General features: G+C 38.9%; 18 protein-coding genes. 14 read left to right on the plus strand and 4 right to left on the minus strand.

Annotation, left to right across the window (positions count from 1 at the left end; genetic code table 11):
• The first annotated feature begins 82 nt into the window (after positions 1-82).
• Positions 83-745, plus strand: coding sequence for a hypothetical protein (locus UNSWCS_RS02585; protein WP_021087209.1), 663 nt, complete (start codon positions 83-85; stop codon positions 743-745).
• 34 nt (positions 746-779) lie between these two features.
• Here the strand turns inward: UNSWCS_RS02585 and ppa are convergent, their stop codons facing one another.
• From ppa to aspS, 4 genes are all read right to left on the minus strand, one after another.
• Positions 780-1,298: an inorganic diphosphatase gene (ppa, locus tag UNSWCS_RS02590; RefSeq protein WP_021087199.1), complete on the minus strand. Its 519-nt coding sequence runs from the start codon at positions 1,296-1,298 to the stop codon at positions 780-782.
• Between the two features lie 69 nt (positions 1,299-1,367).
• Positions 1,368-1,706 carry a NirD/YgiW/YdeI family stress tolerance protein gene (locus tag UNSWCS_RS02595; RefSeq protein ID WP_021087208.1) on the minus strand — a complete coding sequence of 113 codons (339 nt, stop codon included), beginning with the start codon at positions 1,704-1,706 and terminating at the stop codon, positions 1,368-1,370.
• A 106-nt stretch (positions 1,707-1,812) separates the two neighbouring features.
• The gene (locus UNSWCS_RS02600; protein ID WP_004317610.1) at positions 1,813-2,382 is read right to left on the minus strand and encodes an adenylate kinase; all 570 of its coding nucleotides are present in this window, start codon (positions 2,380-2,382) and stop codon (positions 1,813-1,815) included.
• Between the two features lie 255 nt (positions 2,383-2,637).
• On the minus strand, positions 2,638-4,395 hold the full coding sequence (gene aspS / locus UNSWCS_RS02605) for an aspartate--tRNA ligase (protein WP_021087201.1): 1,758 nt from the start codon (positions 4,393-4,395) through the stop codon (positions 2,638-2,640).
• A gap of 92 nt (positions 4,396-4,487) precedes the next feature.
• On the opposite strand from aspS, the gene UNSWCS_RS02610 reads away from it, so the two are divergent.
• The 13 genes from UNSWCS_RS02610 (at position 4,488) to mrdA (ending at position 16,085) form a co-directional block, all read left to right on the plus strand.
• Complete coding sequence (locus UNSWCS_RS02610) at positions 4,488-5,363, plus strand: NAD(+) kinase (RefSeq protein WP_021087203.1); 876 nt, start codon at positions 4,488-4,490, stop codon at positions 5,361-5,363.
• The gene (locus UNSWCS_RS02615) at positions 5,356-6,876 is read left to right on the plus strand and encodes an AAA family ATPase (RefSeq protein WP_035143377.1); all 1,521 of its coding nucleotides are present in this window, start codon (positions 5,356-5,358) and stop codon (positions 6,874-6,876) included. The genes UNSWCS_RS02610 and UNSWCS_RS02615 overlap by 8 nt, the downstream gene beginning before the upstream one ends.
• A gap of 88 nt (positions 6,877-6,964) precedes the next feature.
• Positions 6,965-8,221, plus strand: a complete 1,257-nt coding sequence (locus tag UNSWCS_RS02620; protein WP_021084426.1) for a diguanylate cyclase — start codon at positions 6,965-6,967, stop codon at positions 8,219-8,221.
• Positions 8,218-9,003, plus strand: a complete 786-nt coding sequence (locus tag UNSWCS_RS02625) for a TatD family hydrolase (RefSeq protein WP_035143379.1) — start codon at positions 8,218-8,220, stop codon at positions 9,001-9,003. Before UNSWCS_RS02620 ends, UNSWCS_RS02625 begins: the two co-directional genes overlap by 4 nt.
• 65 nt (positions 9,004-9,068) lie before the next feature.
• Positions 9,069-10,280, plus strand: coding sequence for a lytic transglycosylase domain-containing protein (locus UNSWCS_RS02630; RefSeq protein ID WP_021087198.1), 1,212 nt, complete (start codon positions 9,069-9,071; stop codon positions 10,278-10,280).
• Positions 10,267-11,127, plus strand: a complete 861-nt coding sequence (locus tag UNSWCS_RS02635; RefSeq protein WP_009294185.1) for a septal ring lytic transglycosylase RlpA family protein — start codon at positions 10,267-10,269, stop codon at positions 11,125-11,127. The genes UNSWCS_RS02630 and UNSWCS_RS02635 overlap by 14 nt, the downstream gene beginning before the upstream one ends.
• A gap of 15 nt (positions 11,128-11,142) precedes the next feature.
• Positions 11,143-11,718 carry an imidazoleglycerol-phosphate dehydratase HisB gene (gene hisB, locus UNSWCS_RS02640; RefSeq protein ID WP_035143381.1) on the plus strand — a complete coding sequence of 192 codons (576 nt, stop codon included), beginning with the start codon at positions 11,143-11,145 and terminating at the stop codon, positions 11,716-11,718.
• On the plus strand, positions 11,715-12,203 hold the full coding sequence (locus tag UNSWCS_RS02645) for a KdsC family phosphatase (protein ID WP_004317467.1): 489 nt from the start codon (positions 11,715-11,717) through the stop codon (positions 12,201-12,203). Before hisB ends, UNSWCS_RS02645 begins: the two co-directional genes overlap by 4 nt.
• Complete coding sequence (lptC, locus tag UNSWCS_RS02650; protein ID WP_021086384.1) at positions 12,194-12,721, plus strand: LPS export ABC transporter periplasmic protein LptC; 528 nt, start codon at positions 12,194-12,196, stop codon at positions 12,719-12,721. The genes UNSWCS_RS02645 and lptC overlap by 10 nt, the downstream gene beginning before the upstream one ends.
• The gene (gene lptA, locus UNSWCS_RS02655) at positions 12,694-13,170 is read left to right on the plus strand and encodes a lipopolysaccharide transport periplasmic protein LptA (RefSeq protein WP_021087207.1); all 477 of its coding nucleotides are present in this window, start codon (positions 12,694-12,696) and stop codon (positions 13,168-13,170) included. The genes lptC and lptA overlap by 28 nt, the downstream gene beginning before the upstream one ends.
• The gene (gene yihA / locus UNSWCS_RS02660) at positions 13,167-13,778 is read left to right on the plus strand and encodes a ribosome biogenesis GTP-binding protein YihA/YsxC (RefSeq protein WP_021087202.1); all 612 of its coding nucleotides are present in this window, start codon (positions 13,167-13,169) and stop codon (positions 13,776-13,778) included. Before lptA ends, yihA begins: the two co-directional genes overlap by 4 nt.
• A 1-nt stretch (position 13,779) precedes the next feature.
• Positions 13,780-14,271, plus strand: coding sequence for a hypothetical protein (locus UNSWCS_RS02665; protein ID WP_021087205.1), 492 nt, complete (start codon positions 13,780-13,782; stop codon positions 14,269-14,271).
• Positions 14,268-16,085 carry a penicillin-binding protein 2 gene (gene mrdA, locus UNSWCS_RS02670; protein ID WP_021087197.1) on the plus strand — a complete coding sequence of 606 codons (1,818 nt, stop codon included), beginning with the start codon at positions 14,268-14,270 and terminating at the stop codon, positions 16,083-16,085. The genes UNSWCS_RS02665 and mrdA overlap by 4 nt, the downstream gene beginning before the upstream one ends.
• The last annotated feature ends 320 nt before the right edge of the window (positions 16,086-16,405 follow it).

The following is a 16,405-nucleotide window of genomic DNA, read 5'->3' on the forward strand; positions in this document are numbered from 1 at the left end:
GATATTAGCAAGCTTTAGCTTGACTTTGTTTTTTTTTTTTTTTGTTAGAATGGGCATCGCAAATTTATTAAAAGGATGACAGATGTCAGAAATTTATCGAGGCGTAATTGCTAATATAAAAAAAGAAGTCATAAGTGATGCTTTTTCAAATACAACTACTACTAATACAACGGATATCGGAACTAATTATAAATATGGAAATTTATTTAAAGGGGATTTATCTGCAAATAAAAAGCAGTATATTGAAGGAAGCACAAATAGCACGACATATACGTCCTCATATACTATTCATAATTTTATCTATACATTTGAGCTTTCAGGTAAAAAGGATAAATTTAGATTTCAAACAGAAAATGCAGATATGCTACTTGATGATGGCGACGAACTTGTTGTTAATTATGAAAAGATTACTGGCGGTTATAGTGATATTGATTATTTCATAAACATCACAAGAGGGTATCATTTATTGCCAAAGTTTGAACCATCATTGATTAAATATGGTTTTGGCAATATGATTACTATAATTTTTGCGTCTTTTATTGTTTTTGTTATATCTCTAATTATTTTTACTTATTTCACTAAAAGCTATTTGGCTTTTATACCAGCAGTGCCTGTTACTGGACTATCTTTCTATAAAATGCATAAAAATCGTAAGAATGAAGTAAAACAACATAATGAAAAACAGTTGCAGGAAAAAAGAAGGGTAGAAACTCTTATATCTAACTTAGAACAAACTGCATTATAAATTTACATTATTGGAGGGAAGTTACCCCTCCTTTTTATTTATAATTTTTTATCGCAGCTTCTAAAATCTCTTTTGCAGCGTTTGCGTCTTTAAATTCTTTCACTTTAACCCATTTGTTTGGCTCAAGAATTTTATAAGTTTCAAAGAAATTTTTGATCTTATTTAGTGTCGCAACTGGCAAATCTTCGTAACTTTTTATCGCTTCATATCTTGGATCGATCTTTGTAACTGGCACAGCCAAAAGCTTCTCATCCATACCTGCTTCATCCTCCATCACCAAAACGCCTATTAAACGGCAAGGGATGACGCTACCAGCTTGGAGTGGATACTCATTTAGCACCAAAATATCAGCTGGATCGCCGTCAGCTGCAAGTGTGTTTGGCACAAAGCCGTAGTTTGCTGGGTAGAACATCGCTGAGTAAAGCACGCGATCAACTACGACTGCACCGCTATCTTTGTCGATCTCGTATTTGATATTTGAGCCATAAGGTATTTCGATTACGGCATTGATTTTGTCTGGATTTGAGCCAAATTTGATCTTTGAAACGTCCATATATTCGTCCTTTGTGTTAGAAATTTTCGTGATTTTAGTATTTTTTGCATTAAATACTCGTAAATTTAACTACTTTACAACCTCTACGCTATCTACGTCGATCTTCATTTTTGTAAGCTCTTTATCCACCTCGCCTCTTATCCTTAAAGGCGTATCTTCGTTGGCTGTCACATTGCCCCATTTTTTGTCGCCTATCTCAACGACGATGACATCTCCATTTTTATCGGCAAATTCATATTTGTCTGATTTGATATGTGACTTTATCTTGCCCTCAAGCACGACTTTTGTGTCGTCATTTAGCTTTAAAGCCTCTTTTACACTTATAACATTTTCGCTTTGGTGTTTTGAGACAAAGCCTCCAGCCATTGCGATGCTAGCAGCTAGTGAGATGGTGATGATTTTTTTCATTTTTATCCTTTTAAAATGGTTGTTAAATTTAAAGGATATTACATTTTTGGTGTTAATAAATGGTAAGTTTTAAAACCTTGCACATTTTGATGCAAGGTCTGTAAATTTATATAAGTTTAGCTAGTAAATTTTTGATATCAGCTACGATCTCGTCGATGCCACGCTCGCCATTTACCACGTGAAGTAGCTCTTTTTCGCTATAAAATTTGCGGATAGGTTTGATCGGATCAAGATATACTTTCATGCGGTTGTTAAAGACTTCGTTGTTATCGTCAGCGCCTCTTGCACGGCCAAGCACTCTAGCTCTTGCCACATCTTCGCTGACATCTACTTCGATGACACCTTTTAGAGAAATTTCATCTTGCTCGCTTAAGACTTTGTCAAGCTCAGTCATTTGCTCAACGCTTCTTGGATAGCCGTCGATTATGATGTTTGATTTATTTGAGCTTTTGATGGCTGAGACGATCGCATTTACGACAACGTCAAGTGGGACCAAATTTCCTTTTGAGATAAAGCCGTCTATTAGTTTGCCAAGCTCGCTACCGCTAGCTACTTCAGCTCTTAAAAGATCGCCAGTTGAAAAGTGTGCAAATTTCTCATCATGCTGTGCGATGATTGATGCGTCTGTTGTTTTGCCGCTGCCTGGAGCGCCGATGATTAAAAATAAATTCTTCATTTTTTCCCTTTTATTGCCTTTGTCTTTTGAGCGCTTTTTGCGGAGCTAGTAAAATTTAGCTTGATGAACTAAGTGTTCTATCTGCGCAAAATTTTACGTCGCAACCACAAAAATCATCTCAAACTACTTAGGCAAGTTTTGATTTAATTAGCCGCCAAGTTGGAGGCATCTTTTTATAAATTTAAATTATTAGGATGGAATTTGTCTAAGAAAAATATTTAAAGACAAAATCCCATCTCTTTTTAAAGGCAATTTTTAAGCCTTTTGCTCTTTTTCTCTTATCCTTAGTCCTAGCTCCCTAAGTTGTTCGTTGCTAGCGTAGCTTGGTGCCTTTGTGAGTGGGCACTGAGCGCGTTGTGTTTTAGGGAAGGCTATGACGTCGCGGATCGAGCTTGCTTTATTTACAAGCATATTTAGTCTGTCAAAGCCGATCGCGATACCACCATGTGGAGGCGCACCAAATGTCAAAGCATCAAGCAAGAAGCCAAATTTCTCACGCTGCTCGGCTTCATCTATGCCAAGAAGCTTAAAGACTTTTTGTTGGATGTCATTTTTGTGAATTCTTATACTTCCGCCGCCAAGCTCAAAGCCGTTTAACACGACGTCGTGAGCGATAGAGAGGATATCTTCAAGATCAGGCTCGTCTATATTTTTTGGCATTGTAAATGGATGGTGCATCGCAGAATAGCTGCCGTCGTCATTTTGCTCAAACATCGGGAAGTCAAGCACCCATAAAAACTCAAGTTTATCTTGATCGATGATACCCATTTGCTCAGCTAGGAAAATTCTAAATCGTCCCATATAATCAAGCACGATCTTCTTCTTGCCAGCGCCAAAGAATACGACGTCGCCAACTTTTAGCTCACATCTTGAGACGATCTCGTCAAGATCGCTTTGCTCGAAAAATTTGCAAAGCGGACCTTTTAAACCATCTTCTTTCATCTGGAAGTAGCCAAGACCTTGTGCGCCAAATTTACGTACAAATTCCTCAAATCTATTCATCTCTCGCTTACTAAAGATGTTATCGCCATTTGGCACTTTTAGCGCTTTTATGCGGTTTTTCTTCTTATCTTTTGCGATAGAGCTAAAAATTTCATTGCTTGATCGCTCGAAAATATCGATAACATCGATCATTTTTAGATCATATCTAAGATCAGGCTTGTCTGAGCCGTAAGTCTCAGTCGCCTCTTTGTAGCTCATGCGTCTAAAAGGCGTTTTGATGTCGTGTCCGCAGGCTTTAAAGATATCTTTTAGCATCGTCTCAGCCATATTTATGATATCTTCTTGCTCGACAAAGCTCATTTCGATATCTATTTGAGTAAATTCTGGTTGGCGATCAGCCCTTAAGTCCTCGTCGCGGAAGCATTTTGCTATCTGAAAATACTTATCAAAGCCAGAGCACATCAAAAGTTGTTTAAATAGCTGTGGGCTTTGTGGGAGCGCGTAAAATTGGCCTGGATATACGCGGCTTGGCACTAGGTAGTCTCTCGCACCTTCTGGAGTTGCGCGTGTTAAAACTGGAGTTTCAAACTCGATAAAGCCCATTTTATCTAGGCTATTCCTAGCTGCGATAGCTGCGCGAGAACGCATTTTAAAGATATTTTGCAAGCGCTCGCTTCTAAGGTCTAAAAAGCGGTATTTTAGCCTGATGTCCTCATTTACGCTCTCATCACCTATCATAAATGGTAGTGGCTCGCTTGGATTTTCGATGATTAGCTCGCTTACTATCACCTCTATCTCGCCAGTTTTTAGCTTTGGATTGGTTAGTCCTTCGCCCCTAGCTCTTACTTTTCCTTTTGCTTTTAAGACATATTCATCTCTTACTTTTGCAGCCACGTCGTGTGCTTCTTTGCTGTCAGCAGGGTCACAAACTAGTTGTATAAGCCCGCTAACGTCTCTTAAGTCGATGAAAACGACGCCGCCGTGGTCTCTATATGTGTTTGCCCAGCCACAAAGTATTACTTCTTTGCCGATATCAGCTTTGCTAAGATCGGTGCAATAATGACTTCGCATAAAATACTCCTTTGCAATGTTTTTTAGGCAATTATAATCGCTTTTTTCTTTTGAAAAGCTTTGTTAAAATAAAATATGTTACAATCATTTCTATGAAAAATGAACAAAAATTTAATACTACAAACGCCAAAAAAGTGGGACTTATCGCGAAAGATTATCCATTATTTAAGCAGGATTTAGCAAAGCTAGAAAAAATTTTAAAAAAGTATAACGCAGAAATTTTGCTTGAAAAAAGCTGTGCAAAACAGGTGGAAAAAAGTGGCTTTGAGCTGATAAAACTAGCCAAAGAGTGCGAATTTCTTATCACTCTAGGTGGAGACGGCACGATCATCTCAACTTGTAGAAAGCTAGCTCACATCTCGCCGCTCATCCTTGGCATACACGCTGGCAGGCTAGGCTTTTTGACAGATATCACGATAAATGAGAGTGAGAAGTTTTTTAAAGACTTTTTTGATGATAAATTTGAGGTAGAAACGCCTTTTATGCTTGATGTGACGCTTCATAAAAATGATGGCAAATGTGATCAAAAGATAGCATTTAATGATGCAGTCATCGTTAGTAAAAATGGCGGTTCGATGACGCATATCGAGGCACTTTTAAATGAAAAGTATTTTAACTCATATTTTGGTGACGGCGTCATAGTCGCAACTCCTGCAGGCACAACGGCATATAATATGAGCGCAAATGGCCCTATCATATATCCGCTAAGCGAGGTCTTTGCGCTAACTCCCATCTGCTCGCACTCGCTCACGCAGCGTCCAGTCGTGCTTACGAAAAATCACACGGTCAAATTTAGAACAAATAGCGACGCCATTTTGGTTTTAGACGGACAAGACCGCTTTGATATGAGTAAAATTTCAGCCGTTAGCATGAGTCTGAGCGAGAAAAAAGCGAGGCTGATACGCCATATCGGCAGGGATTATTTTCAAATTTTAAAAGAGAAACTTCACTGGGGTTATAATGATTGATCGAATTTTGATTAAGGATTATCTAAATTTTAAAAATGTCGAGCTAAATTTCAAAGAAGGTCTTAGCGTATTTACTGGCGTTAGTGGCGCTGGTAAGTCGGTGCTGATGAGTGCCATAATGGCTGTTTTTGGGCTAAAAGATAGCGAGGCAAGGCTGATAGAAGCTGACGTGGAGCATAAATTTGAGCTTGATGAGTTTGGCATAGAAAACGAAGAGGTCAATATTTTCAAGCTTTTAAAAGATAAGAGCACGAGGTATTTTATAAACCAACAAGCCATCTCAAAGAAAAATTTAGCCCAAGTGGCGCGTGAGCACATCAAATATCTCTCGGCAAAAGAGGCAAATGAATTTGAAAATGAGAAATTTCTAAATTTGCTTGACAGGCTTGAAATTTCAAAAAATGAGAAATTTAAAGAGATAAAGCAGGAATTTGAAGAGGTTTTTTTGGAATTTTCTAAAATTTCAAAAGAGCTAGCCACTATAAAAGAGGAAGAGAAAAAGGTCGAGGAGCTAAAGGAGCTTGCTAGCTTTGAGATCGAGAAGATAAGAAGCGTCGGGCCTAAAAAAGGCGAGTTTGAAGAGCTTATGGAGACTAAAAAAAGGCTTAGTAAAAAAGATAAGATAAATGAGGCGTGGGCTAGAGCTGAGCGGATATTTGAGCTAGAGCACAGCGTAAATGAGGCGCTAAGCATCAGCGACCTTGACAACGGCTTTTTTGAAGATGCGATGAATGAGCTGAGGGTCGCAAGAGATAGCCTAAATATGGAGGAGCTTGACGATATCGACGTGGAGAGCGTGCTTGATAGGATAGAAGCTCTTAATGCCATCATTAGGCGCTATGGCAGCGAGGAGGAGGCGTTAGAAGCGCTTGATAAAAAGGAAAAAGAGCTTGCCAGATATGAAAATTTAAGCTTTGAAAAGAGCGAGCTTGAGAAGAAATTTGAAATTTTAAGCAAAAAGGCAAATGAGCTAGCTGGCACTTTAAGCAAGGCAAGGGGCGTAAATTTAAAAGAGCTTGAGGCGATGATAAATTTATACCTAAAAGAGCTTTATATGCCAGATATTACACTGAGTATTGAGGCTAAAAGGCTTGATATCTTGGGAGTTGATGAGGTTTGTTTAAATTTAAACGAGACCTCGCTTAAAAATTTAAGCTCAGGCGAGCTAAACCGTTTAAGGCTGGCCTTTATAGCTGCCTCTAGTGAGATCACAAAAACAGGTGGCGACGTCATAATTTTAGATGAAATAGATGCAAATTTAAGTGGAAAAGAGGCGATGAGTATCGCAAATGTCTTGCTTAAGCTTGCAAATTTTTATCAAATTTTTGCCATTTCGCACCAGCCGCAGCTTAGCTCAAAGGCAAATTCGCACTTTTTAGTAGAGCGTCACGGCGAGAGCTCGGTCGTAAGAGAGCTTGACAAAGATGAGCGAGTAAATGAGCTTGCACGTATGATAAGCGGCGAGCATATCAGCGAAGAGGCGATAAATTTTGCAAAAGGACTTTTAAAATAGCTTGAAATTTAAGTTTTAAATTTAAGCTTTGTGATTAGGTTTATTTGTTAAAATCCGAGCTAGTTTAATAAAAAATCACAGGAATAATATGGAAAGAATTCTAGTAGTTGATGATAATAAGGCACTTGCTAAGCTAATCGTCATGCAGATGGAAAAGAGCATTGAGGATATGGCGATCGACGTTGCGTATGATTTTGCCGAAGCCCAGATGCTAATTAGCGAGCACGGCAAAGATTATTTTATGACTATCTTGGATCTAAATTTACCTGACGCACCAAATGGCGAGATCGTTGATTATGTCCTTGCTCAAGGGCTCTGTGCTATCGTTTTAACTGGTAGCATCGATGATAAGACGAAAGAATTTTTTATAAACAAAGACATAGTTGATTACGTCTATAAGGGCAACATGGATGATATCAACTACATCTTTCAAATGATAAATAGACTAAGCAAAAATAGACAATACAAAGTTCTAGTCGTTGAGGACTCACTGCCTTTTAGAAATATGATAAAAAAAATCTTAACTAGCCTTCAGTTTAAGGTTTTAGCAGCGGCTCACGGGGAAGAGGCGATGAGCTATTTTGCTGATAATCCTGATATAAATTTAATCATAACTGACTATAGAATGCCTGTTAAAGATGGTTTAGAGGTCTTAAAAGAGGTTAGAAAAGAGAAAGATAAAAACCACCTTGGCGTGATCGTGATGACCTCGCCTAGCGAAAAGACTGATGCTTCGATATTTTTAAAAAATGGAGCTAGCGACTTTATAGCAAAGCCATTTTCAAAAGAAGAGCTCATTTGCCGTGTAAATAACACCATTGAGGCGATGGAAAATATAAATAAGATAGCAAATTTTGCCAACCGCGACTTTTTAACTGGCGCTTACAATAGAAGATTTTTCTATCAAGATATAGAAGAGTATGTCCAAGCAGCTGAAGAGCTTGATGAGCCTTATGCATTTGCTATGCTTGATATAGATCACTTTAAAAAGATAAATGATACATACGGACATGATGGTGGCGACAAGATACTAAAATCACTTGCTAAGATACTAATTGACAATACAAAAGGAAGAGATGTGGTCGCTAGGTTTGGTGGTGAGGAATTTTGTGTTGTTCTTAAAAAGATAGCAAAAGAAGAGGCGATTAAATTTTTTGTAAATTTAAGAGCAAAAGTGGCTGAAAATGAGGTGATCATAAAAGATAAAACCATAAAAGTGACCGTTTCTATCGGGGTTTCTTTTGGGAAAGGTCACTGCGAGATAGATGATATGCTTGAAGCTTGCGACTCAGCGCTTTATGTCGCTAAAGAAAATGGTAGAAATAGGGTAGAAATAGCTTTATGATTATAGATACGCATTGTCATTTGGATAGCAAAGTTTATGATTTTGACCTAGAGCAAATTTTATCTGAAGCCAGAAATTTAGGGCTAAAAGGCTTTATTATCCCTGGAGCTGATATTAATGATTTACCAAAAGCGGCTAAAATAGCGCACGAAAAAAATGATATTTTCTTTGCCGTTGGAGTTCATCCATATGATAAAGAGAATTTTGATATTGAAACTTTAAGAGAATTTGCTAAAGACAAAAAGTGCGTGGCTATCGGTGAATGTGGGCTTGACTACTACCGCTTGCCAAAAGATGAAGAAGAAAAGCTAAGAGAAAAAGAAGATCAAAAACGTGTTTTTCTAGCTCAACTAGATTTGGCAGTTGAGTTAAAAAAACCCGTTATCCTCCACATCAGAGAGGCTAATGAGGACTCTTTTAACATCTTAAAAGAGTATGCGCCAAAGCTTGAAGCTGGAGCGGTTTTGCATTGTTATAATGCCTCGCCACTTCTTTTGGAGCTTTGTAAATTTGGGAATTTTTATTTTGGTATAGGTGGCGTTTTGACATTTAAAAACGCTAAGAATTTAGTTGAAATTCTGCCAAAAATTCCTTTTGATAGGGTATTGATAGAGACTGACGCCCCTTATCTCACGCCAGAACCAAATCGCGGCAAGAGAAATGAGCCGGCGTTTACGACATTTGTTGCTAAAAAGATAGCTGAAATTTTAAACCTTGAATTTGAAGTAGTTTGTAAAACGACTTCAGATAATGCCAAAAGGTTATTTAAGTGCTTTGCCTAAATTTTGGGCATTGTGCTTGCTTAAGATGCTAGCATCATTAAGCTTTGACACGAAAAAGGATAGAAATGAAAGCAATGCTTAAGATATTTTTATTATTTGCATGTAGCACCTTGCTACTAGCAAACGCGCCTGAGAATAGCTCTTACGACACTCAGGTTAAAATTTTAAAAGAGCTAGACATCGATGCTAGCTTTATGAAAACTTCTCACTATGCAAAGATGAGACAAGGCATACAAAACTCACAGGTAAGAACATTTACAGATGCCTTGAAAAATGGCTATATGTATATACCAATGATAAAAGAGCAGATCAAAAAATCAGGCGTCCCTGAGTCGTTTTTTTATCTAGCGATGATAGAGTCAGGCTTTTCAAATCACACCGTCTCAAATGCTAAAGCTACTGGGATGTGGCAGTTTATGGAGCAAACAGCAAGAATTCACGGTCTGAAAGTAGGGCAATACACCGATGAGAGAAAAGATCCAGTCGAATCAACTGTCGCAGCTACAAACTATCTAAGATCACTTAAAAATCAATTTGGCAAGTGGTACTTGGCGGCAATGGCATATAACTGCGGCGATGGTGCGTTAAAAAAAGCTATACAAAAAGCCGGTACAGACGATCTTGTAACGCTTCTTGATGCTGAGAAAAAATACCTCCCAGCTGAGACTAGAAATTTCATCATTAAAATTTTAAGAGCGGCATACATAGCAAAAGATGCGGATTTTTTGATATCTAAAGAGTCATCTTTACTAAACATAAATGGCGGATTAAGACTTACGAAAGTAAAAGTGCCAGGCGGTACGAATTTGGCTCAGATAGGCGACAGCATCGGTCTTAGCACAAAAAAGATGAAAAGCAATAACCCGCATTTAAAATTTGTATTTACTCCCCCAACTTTAAAAGATTATTACGTTTATATCCCTGAAAATAAAAAGCAACTTTTCTCAGATAATTTCAAACCATTTAATGGCAAAAATAACTTCTACGCATACACTGTAAAAAAAGGCGAGACTTTGCTCTCTATCTCTAAAAAAACAGGCGTTAGCCACAGAGCGATCAAGGACTACAACGAGCTTAGCACAAACGCAGTAAGCTATAATCAAAAACTAATCATCCCTTTTTCTACTCAAAACAAATCTCACAACTATGTAGTTCAAACAGGCGACACGATCGCATCTTTATCAAAGAAATTTAATGTAAGCGAAAAAGATCTAAAAGATGCAAATTCTTTGGCTAGTTCAAATTTAAATGTCGGAGCAAATATTGTCATACCGTAAGAGCCTAAATTTCTACTTAGGACTAAGTTTTACACTTCTAATCACTGGCTGTTCTTGGAGTGGGGCTCCATTTACTCCAAGTGGCCCAACTAATGTAAGAGGCAACAACTCCGCCTCAGTTCAAAAAGCAACAATGAGACCATACACGATAAACGGCAAAACCTACTACCCAACAGTCGTAAGTGTCGGCGACAAAGCTAGCGGAACGGCAAGCTGGTATGGCCCAAATTTTCATGGCAAAACGACCTCAAATGGCGAAGTTTATAATATGTATAATATGACTGCGGCGCATAAGACTTTGCCGATGAATACAATACTTAAAGTAACAAATTTAAGAAATCAAAAAAGTGTTATCGTGCGTGTAAATGACAGAGGACCTTTTGTAGCTGACAGGGTGCTTGACCTTTCAAAAGCAGCCGCGATGAAGCTTGATGTCATCGGCACTGGTACAGCTCCAGTTAGTATGGAGGTTATCGGCTTTAATGAAGACATTAACGCTGTTACAACTGCTAGCGCGCAACCAACAAAACCAACAAGCACTGGCATAAAAGTGCCAAATCCAGTCTCTCCAACGGCCCCAGTTGGCGGCATCGTGATCTCATCAGAGCAACGCGTTGTGGGCGGAGATTTTATGGTACAAATTGGCTCATTTAAAAACCTTGAAGGCGCAAATAGATACCAAAGAGAGCACAAAAGCATAGATGGTTATAGATCAGTCGTTAAGACATTTACGATAGATGGCTCAACTATTTATAGGGTATTTTTAAATGGCTTTAGAAGCGAGGACGAGGCTAGGGATTACGCAAGAAGCGGTAAATTCCAAGGCGCATTTATAGTAAGAGGTTAGGGCGTGAGAGAGGAAATTTTAGAACTAACTAGAAACACAAAAGAGACGCAAATCTCGATGAAACTTAAAATTTACGGCTCTGGAGTTGCAAAGATTAACACAGGCATAGGCTTTTTTGATCATATGCTTGAGGCATTTACAAAACACTCTTTGCTTGATCTTGAAATTTCATGCAAGGGTGACACGCATGTGGATTTTCATCACAGCGTCGAGGATGTTGGCATAGTTTTGGGACAACTTTTAAAAGAAGCTTTGTATCCATTAAGCGGTGTTGAGAGATTTGGCGAGGCTAGCGTTGTTATGGATGAGTCGGCTGTTTTTTGCGCACTAGATCTTAGTAATAGAGCTTACCTCGTATATGAAAATTTTAATGAAAATGCCAAGGTTGGCGAGTTTGACACTGAGCTTGTGGAGGAGTTTTTTAGAGCAGTTGCTATAAATTCAGCCATCACCCTTCATCTAAATCAAATTCGTGGCAAAAATACTCATCACATCATTGAAGCAACATTTAAATCATTTGCCGTCGCACTCCGCAGAGCACTTGCTAAAAACGCAAGGATTGGCACGCCAAGCACAAAGGGTGTTTTATGATAGAAATTATATTTTTAGACGTTGATGGGTGCCTCACTGATGGCAAGATCATCTATAACGCAAACGGCGAAGAGCTTAAATTTTTTGATGTAAAAGATGGCTACGCGATAGAGAGCTGGCTAAAGCTTGGCAAGAAAGTGGCTATCATCACTGGCAGAAAGTCAGCTATCGTTGAGCGAAGGGCTGAGGATCTAAAGATAAACCACGTCTATCAAGGCGTTGGAGATAAATTTGAAGTAGCAAGCGAGATACTAAAATTTGAAGGGCTTAGCTTTAAAAACGCAGCGGCTATCGGCGATGACTATAACGACTATAAAATTTTAGACGCAGTTGCTTGGAGCTTTAAGCCAAAAGATGCCATTAAAGAGCTTGATGTAAAGACAAAGCTAAAGCACAAAGGTGGCAATGGCGCTGTTAGAGAGATGATCGAGATGATCATAAAATCAGAAAATTTATACGACGAGTGGTCTAAGCGTTGGTTGTAAAAATTTTCTACTTCGTCGTGGCTATTTTTAGTGCTGTGATGATATTTTTAGCGGCTCAAGACCCATATCTAGCAAACGTGCTAAAGGTTGATACCAAGATATCAAATATGCAGGTAAATGATGTGGTTGATTACGAGATAAACTCAACTAAGATAAGCGGAGTTTATGAAAGTGACGAGCTAAACAGATATAGTGACAGGGATGAGTTTTTAGACTTTAAAGCGAGAATTTTAAGGGGAAATTTAAGACATTTTCTAAGCTCAGACAAGGCTATCTCGCAAAACGATGAGATAATCTTTCAAAAAAATGCGAACTATGAAAACAATGATAGTTTGAAATTTAAAAGCGATGAAGTTATATATAACACAAAGACAAAAATAGTAAGATCAGAGGCAAATTTCACCATCACTAGAAATGGCGACAAAGCACTGGGTGATAGTGGAAGCTATGATCTTGGTAAAAAACAAACGCAGATAAAAGGGTTAAGGGCATGGGTAGAAGAAAAGCAGCGATTTTAGCGATGATTTTGGGCTTTACATTTTTAAAAGCAGAGCAGGTTGAGATCACTTCAAATGATTTTTTCGCAGATGAAAATAAGCAAATCAGCGAATTTGTAGGCAATGTAAATATCAAAAAAGGCTCATACGACGAGCTAAAAGCAAACAAAGTCGTTGTGCATTTTGATAAAAAACGCCAGCCAGTAAAATATGTAGCAACAGGCAATGCTAGAGCTAAAATTTTTATGAAAGATAAGCACTATGATGGCAAGGGCGACACGCTCACATACGAGCCTGCAAAGCAAACATACACAGTAACTGGCAACGGCTATTTGCACGAAGTGGAGACTGACAAAAATGTCTATGGTGACAAGATCGTAGTCAATCAAAAAGATGGCACATATAGCGTAAATAGCGACGAGAAAAAGCCGGTTAAATTTATCTTTCAGATCGAGGATAAAAGTAAGTGATAAGAGCTCTTGGCGCTAAATTTATCACTTCAAGCCCAAGCATAAAAGAGGCTCCAAGCTTTGTGACAAGCGAGGTGGTCTTTTTGGGCAGGTCAAATGTGGGTAAAAGTAGCCTCATAAACGCACTTGTAAATCAAAAAAATTTAGCCAAAAGCTCATCAACTCCTGGTAAAACGCAGCTTATAAATTTCTTTGAGGCTGAGTTTTGCGAGGAAAAAGAAGATGGCGAAAAAGAGAAATTTAAGCTCATCTTGGTCGATCTACCAGGCTTTGGCTACGCAAAAGTAGCAAAGTCAAAACACGATGAGTGGCGTAAAAATTTAGATGAGTTTTTGAAATTTAGAAGCGACATCAGACTTTTTATACATCTAATCGATGCCAGGCACTTTGACCTAGACATTGACGTGAACGTGGATTCTTATCTAAAAAGCTTTTTAAGAGCTGATCAAAAAATCTTAAATTTATATACAAAAAGCGACAAGCTAAATCAAAGCCAAAAGAGTGCGATAATGAAATTTGACCCAAGTGGCATTTTGGTCTCGACACTCAGTAAAAGCGGCATCGACAAGGCACGGGAAGCTATCATAAACAACGCTCTTGGTAGGTAAAATGCAAACCATAAGCAGCTTAGACATTAAAATTTTTAAAGGCTTTTGGTGGGTCATTTTTTTGCTCTCTTATGAGATCGCAACTACGCAGTTTGGCTTCTTGCCACCACTTATTGGCATCTTTTTTACATATATGATTTTGGAGTATTCAAGAAAGCAAAAGCAGTATGATGAGTTTAAACCCTCATGGTATTTTTCGCTCGTTTTCTTGGTCTTTGCCGAGCAAATTCATGGCTTTTATCTCTTTTCAACGATCATTGCATTTTTGCTATTTTACAACTTCGTGCTAGACTGGCTCTATACGACGATGAAGTGGCGAAACTGCCTGCTCATCATCTTTGTCGCCTCTGGCTATGTGCTAACTTTTCTTGTAAATAATCTTTTTGCCTACGTCTTAAACGAGCCAAATTTGACTTTTAGCGCAGAGTATCTATTTTTTATAGCGCTTGAAAGTGTGCTTGCTATCGTGCTTTTTAGGGATAAAGTGCTATGAGGATGCGTATCGTTTTTGGCGTGATCGCTCTTTTTTGGATCATGCTTTTGGGGCGGATTTACCACCTAAGTGTAAATTCAAACACCTACTACAACGAGATCGCCGAGCAAAATGCGATCAAAACCATCTACATCCCGCCAGTTAGAGGCATCATCTTTGATGCGCACGACAAGCCTATGGCGGTCAATCGCCTCGGCTTTTCTATCTACGTAAGGCCGCACCTTAGCGCAAACAAAAAGGTGAAAATTTTAGACGATGAGCTAGCCTATATCAGCTCGCTATTTGGTGATCTAAACGTCACAAAGCTTAAAAATGAATATATAAAAAACGACTCAGCCTACAACCAAGACTTCATAAACGTGGTCGAATTTGTTGATTATGATAAATTTTTGCCATTTTTTGCGCCCCTTTCTTTGCGTGAAAATTTAGAGATAAGACCCGCTTCAAAGCGCCACTATCCATACAATGACCTAGCTTCTCACATCATCGGCTACGTCGGCAGAGCAAATCAAAAAGATATGGAAAATGACCCTTTAACAAAGCTAACAAACTACATCGGCAGAAGCGGCGTAGAGCGCTTTTATAACCCGATCTTGCAAGGAATTCAAGGCTTTAAAAAGATCAAGGTAAATGCACTAAATGAGGAGATTGAGCAGGTGAGCTATCAAGCGCCACAAAGTCAAAACATAAAGCTCGCCGTCGATCTTGAGCTGCAGCAGTTTGTCGCTGACGTCTTTGGTAAAGATGCAGGAAGTGTCATAGTTATGAGCCTAAAAGATGGCGCTATCATCGCTGCTGGAAGCTTTCCTGAGTATGATCTAAATCCATTTGTGCTTGGAATTTCTCAGGCTGAGTGGGAAGAGCTTGTAAAAAATGTCGATCACCCATTTACAAATAAGCTTATAAACGGCCTTTATCCGCCAGGATCTGTCGTAAAAATGGGTATGGCGCTTGCCTTTTTGGATAATGGCATGAGCAAATATGATAGCTTTTTTTGTAGTGGCTCGTATGAGCTTGGAGGGCGTAAATTTCGCTGCTGGAACTCGCATGGTCACGGCACGGTCAATATGAACACAGCCATTAGAGAGAGCTGCGATGACTATTTTTACAAGGGTAGCCAAAAGATAGGCATAGACGCCATTGTGCCGATACTTGAGCGCATGGGCTTTGGTAGGAAAACGGAGGTTGATTTGCCAAATGAATTTGTGGGAACCTTGCCAAGTAGAGAGTGGAAGATGAGGAAGTATGGCAAGGCGTGGTTTCAAGGCGAGACGCTCATCACCTCTATAGGACAGGGAAATTTTCTAGTCACGCCTATGCAGGTAGCTAAATACACAGCAGGTCTTGCAACTGGGCTAAATGTGACGCCACATTTTTTAAAGAGCATTGATGGCAAGGATGTTGATTTTACGCCAACAGATGATGCTTTTACGCCGTTTGAGAAGTCGCAGCTACCTGCCATTAGGCATGCGATGTATGAGGTGGCAAATCACCCAAGAGGCACGGCAAATAGGCACTTTGTGGGAAGTCTTGTAAAGGTCGCGGCAAAGACTGGAACAGCTCAGGTCGTTGGCATCTCGCAAACTGAAAAGAAACGTATGAAAGAGGAGGATATGGCGTATCTGCAAAGATCTCACGCGTGGATGACGACCTATGCGCCTTTTGAGGATCCACAATACGTCATCACAATGGTTGTCGAGCACGGTGGCCACGGTGGTAGTGCTGCTGGACCAAAAATCTCTCAAATTTATAACAAGCTAGTTGAAATGGGATATATAAAGCTAGATAAAGTTGCTGAGAAAGAGAAGAAATAGAATTTTTTAAGTATATAGAGGCAAGCTCTAGGATTTTGAAGCTTATATGTAAATTTTAGAGCCAAAATAAATTCTAAATTTACGAGTAAACCTGCACTGAAGAGGCACGGTTTTTCTGAGTTTTACTTAGGTTTTACTTTATAGATGGAGTAGAACTAATTTAAGCTTTTTCGTCCTTTTTTAGCAAGAAAATAGATATCTTAGCTAATAATGCTCGCTAATTTTTCCATTCACCACTAAGAATTGACTACTAAAATTTGGCTTCGCTTACAGCTTAGCTCAAATTTTAGAGCCGAAATTACTCGTTCATGAAATTTTAA

This window comes from Campylobacter concisus UNSWCS (assembly GCF_000466685.1).
GTDB classification, from domain to species: Bacteria; Campylobacterota; Campylobacteria; order Campylobacterales; family Campylobacteraceae; genus Campylobacter_A; species Campylobacter_A concisus_A.

Excerpts from the sequence above, each read along its gene's own strand:
- UNSWCS_RS02595 (WP_021087208.1), bottom strand. The coding sequence starts at position 1,706 with ATGAAAAAAATCATCACCATCTCACTAGCTGCTAGCATCGCAATGGCT.
- UNSWCS_RS02615 (WP_035143377.1), top strand. The coding sequence starts at position 5,356 with ATGATTGATCGAATTTTGATTAAGGATTATCTAAATTTTAAAAATGTC.
- UNSWCS_RS02645 (WP_004317467.1), top strand. The coding sequence starts at position 11,715 with ATGATAGAAATTATATTTTTAGACGTTGATGGGTGCCTCACTGATGGC.
- UNSWCS_RS02585 (WP_021087209.1), top strand. The coding sequence starts at position 83 with ATGTCAGAAATTTATCGAGGCGTAATTGCTAATATAAAAAAAGAAGTC.
- aspS (WP_021087201.1), bottom strand. The coding sequence starts at position 4,395 with ATGCGAAGTCATTATTGCACCGATCTTAGCAAAGCTGATATCGGCAAA.
- UNSWCS_RS02625 (WP_035143379.1), top strand. The coding sequence starts at position 8,218 with ATGATTATAGATACGCATTGTCATTTGGATAGCAAAGTTTATGATTTT.
- UNSWCS_RS02620 (WP_021084426.1), top strand. The coding sequence starts at position 6,965 with ATGGAAAGAATTCTAGTAGTTGATGATAATAAGGCACTTGCTAAGCTA.
- UNSWCS_RS02600 (WP_004317610.1), bottom strand. The coding sequence starts at position 2,382 with ATGAAGAATTTATTTTTAATCATCGGCGCTCCAGGCAGCGGCAAAACA.
- mrdA (WP_021087197.1), top strand. The coding sequence starts at position 14,268 with ATGAGGATGCGTATCGTTTTTGGCGTGATCGCTCTTTTTTGGATCATG.
- UNSWCS_RS02630 (WP_021087198.1), top strand. The coding sequence starts at position 9,069 with ATGAAAGCAATGCTTAAGATATTTTTATTATTTGCATGTAGCACCTTG.
- UNSWCS_RS02665 (WP_021087205.1), top strand. The coding sequence starts at position 13,780 with ATGCAAACCATAAGCAGCTTAGACATTAAAATTTTTAAAGGCTTTTGG.
- lptA (WP_021087207.1), top strand. The coding sequence starts at position 12,694 with ATGGGTAGAAGAAAAGCAGCGATTTTAGCGATGATTTTGGGCTTTACA.
- UNSWCS_RS02610 (WP_021087203.1), top strand. The coding sequence starts at position 4,488 with ATGAAAAATGAACAAAAATTTAATACTACAAACGCCAAAAAAGTGGGA.
- ppa (WP_021087199.1), bottom strand. The coding sequence starts at position 1,298 with ATGGACGTTTCAAAGATCAAATTTGGCTCAAATCCAGACAAAATCAAT.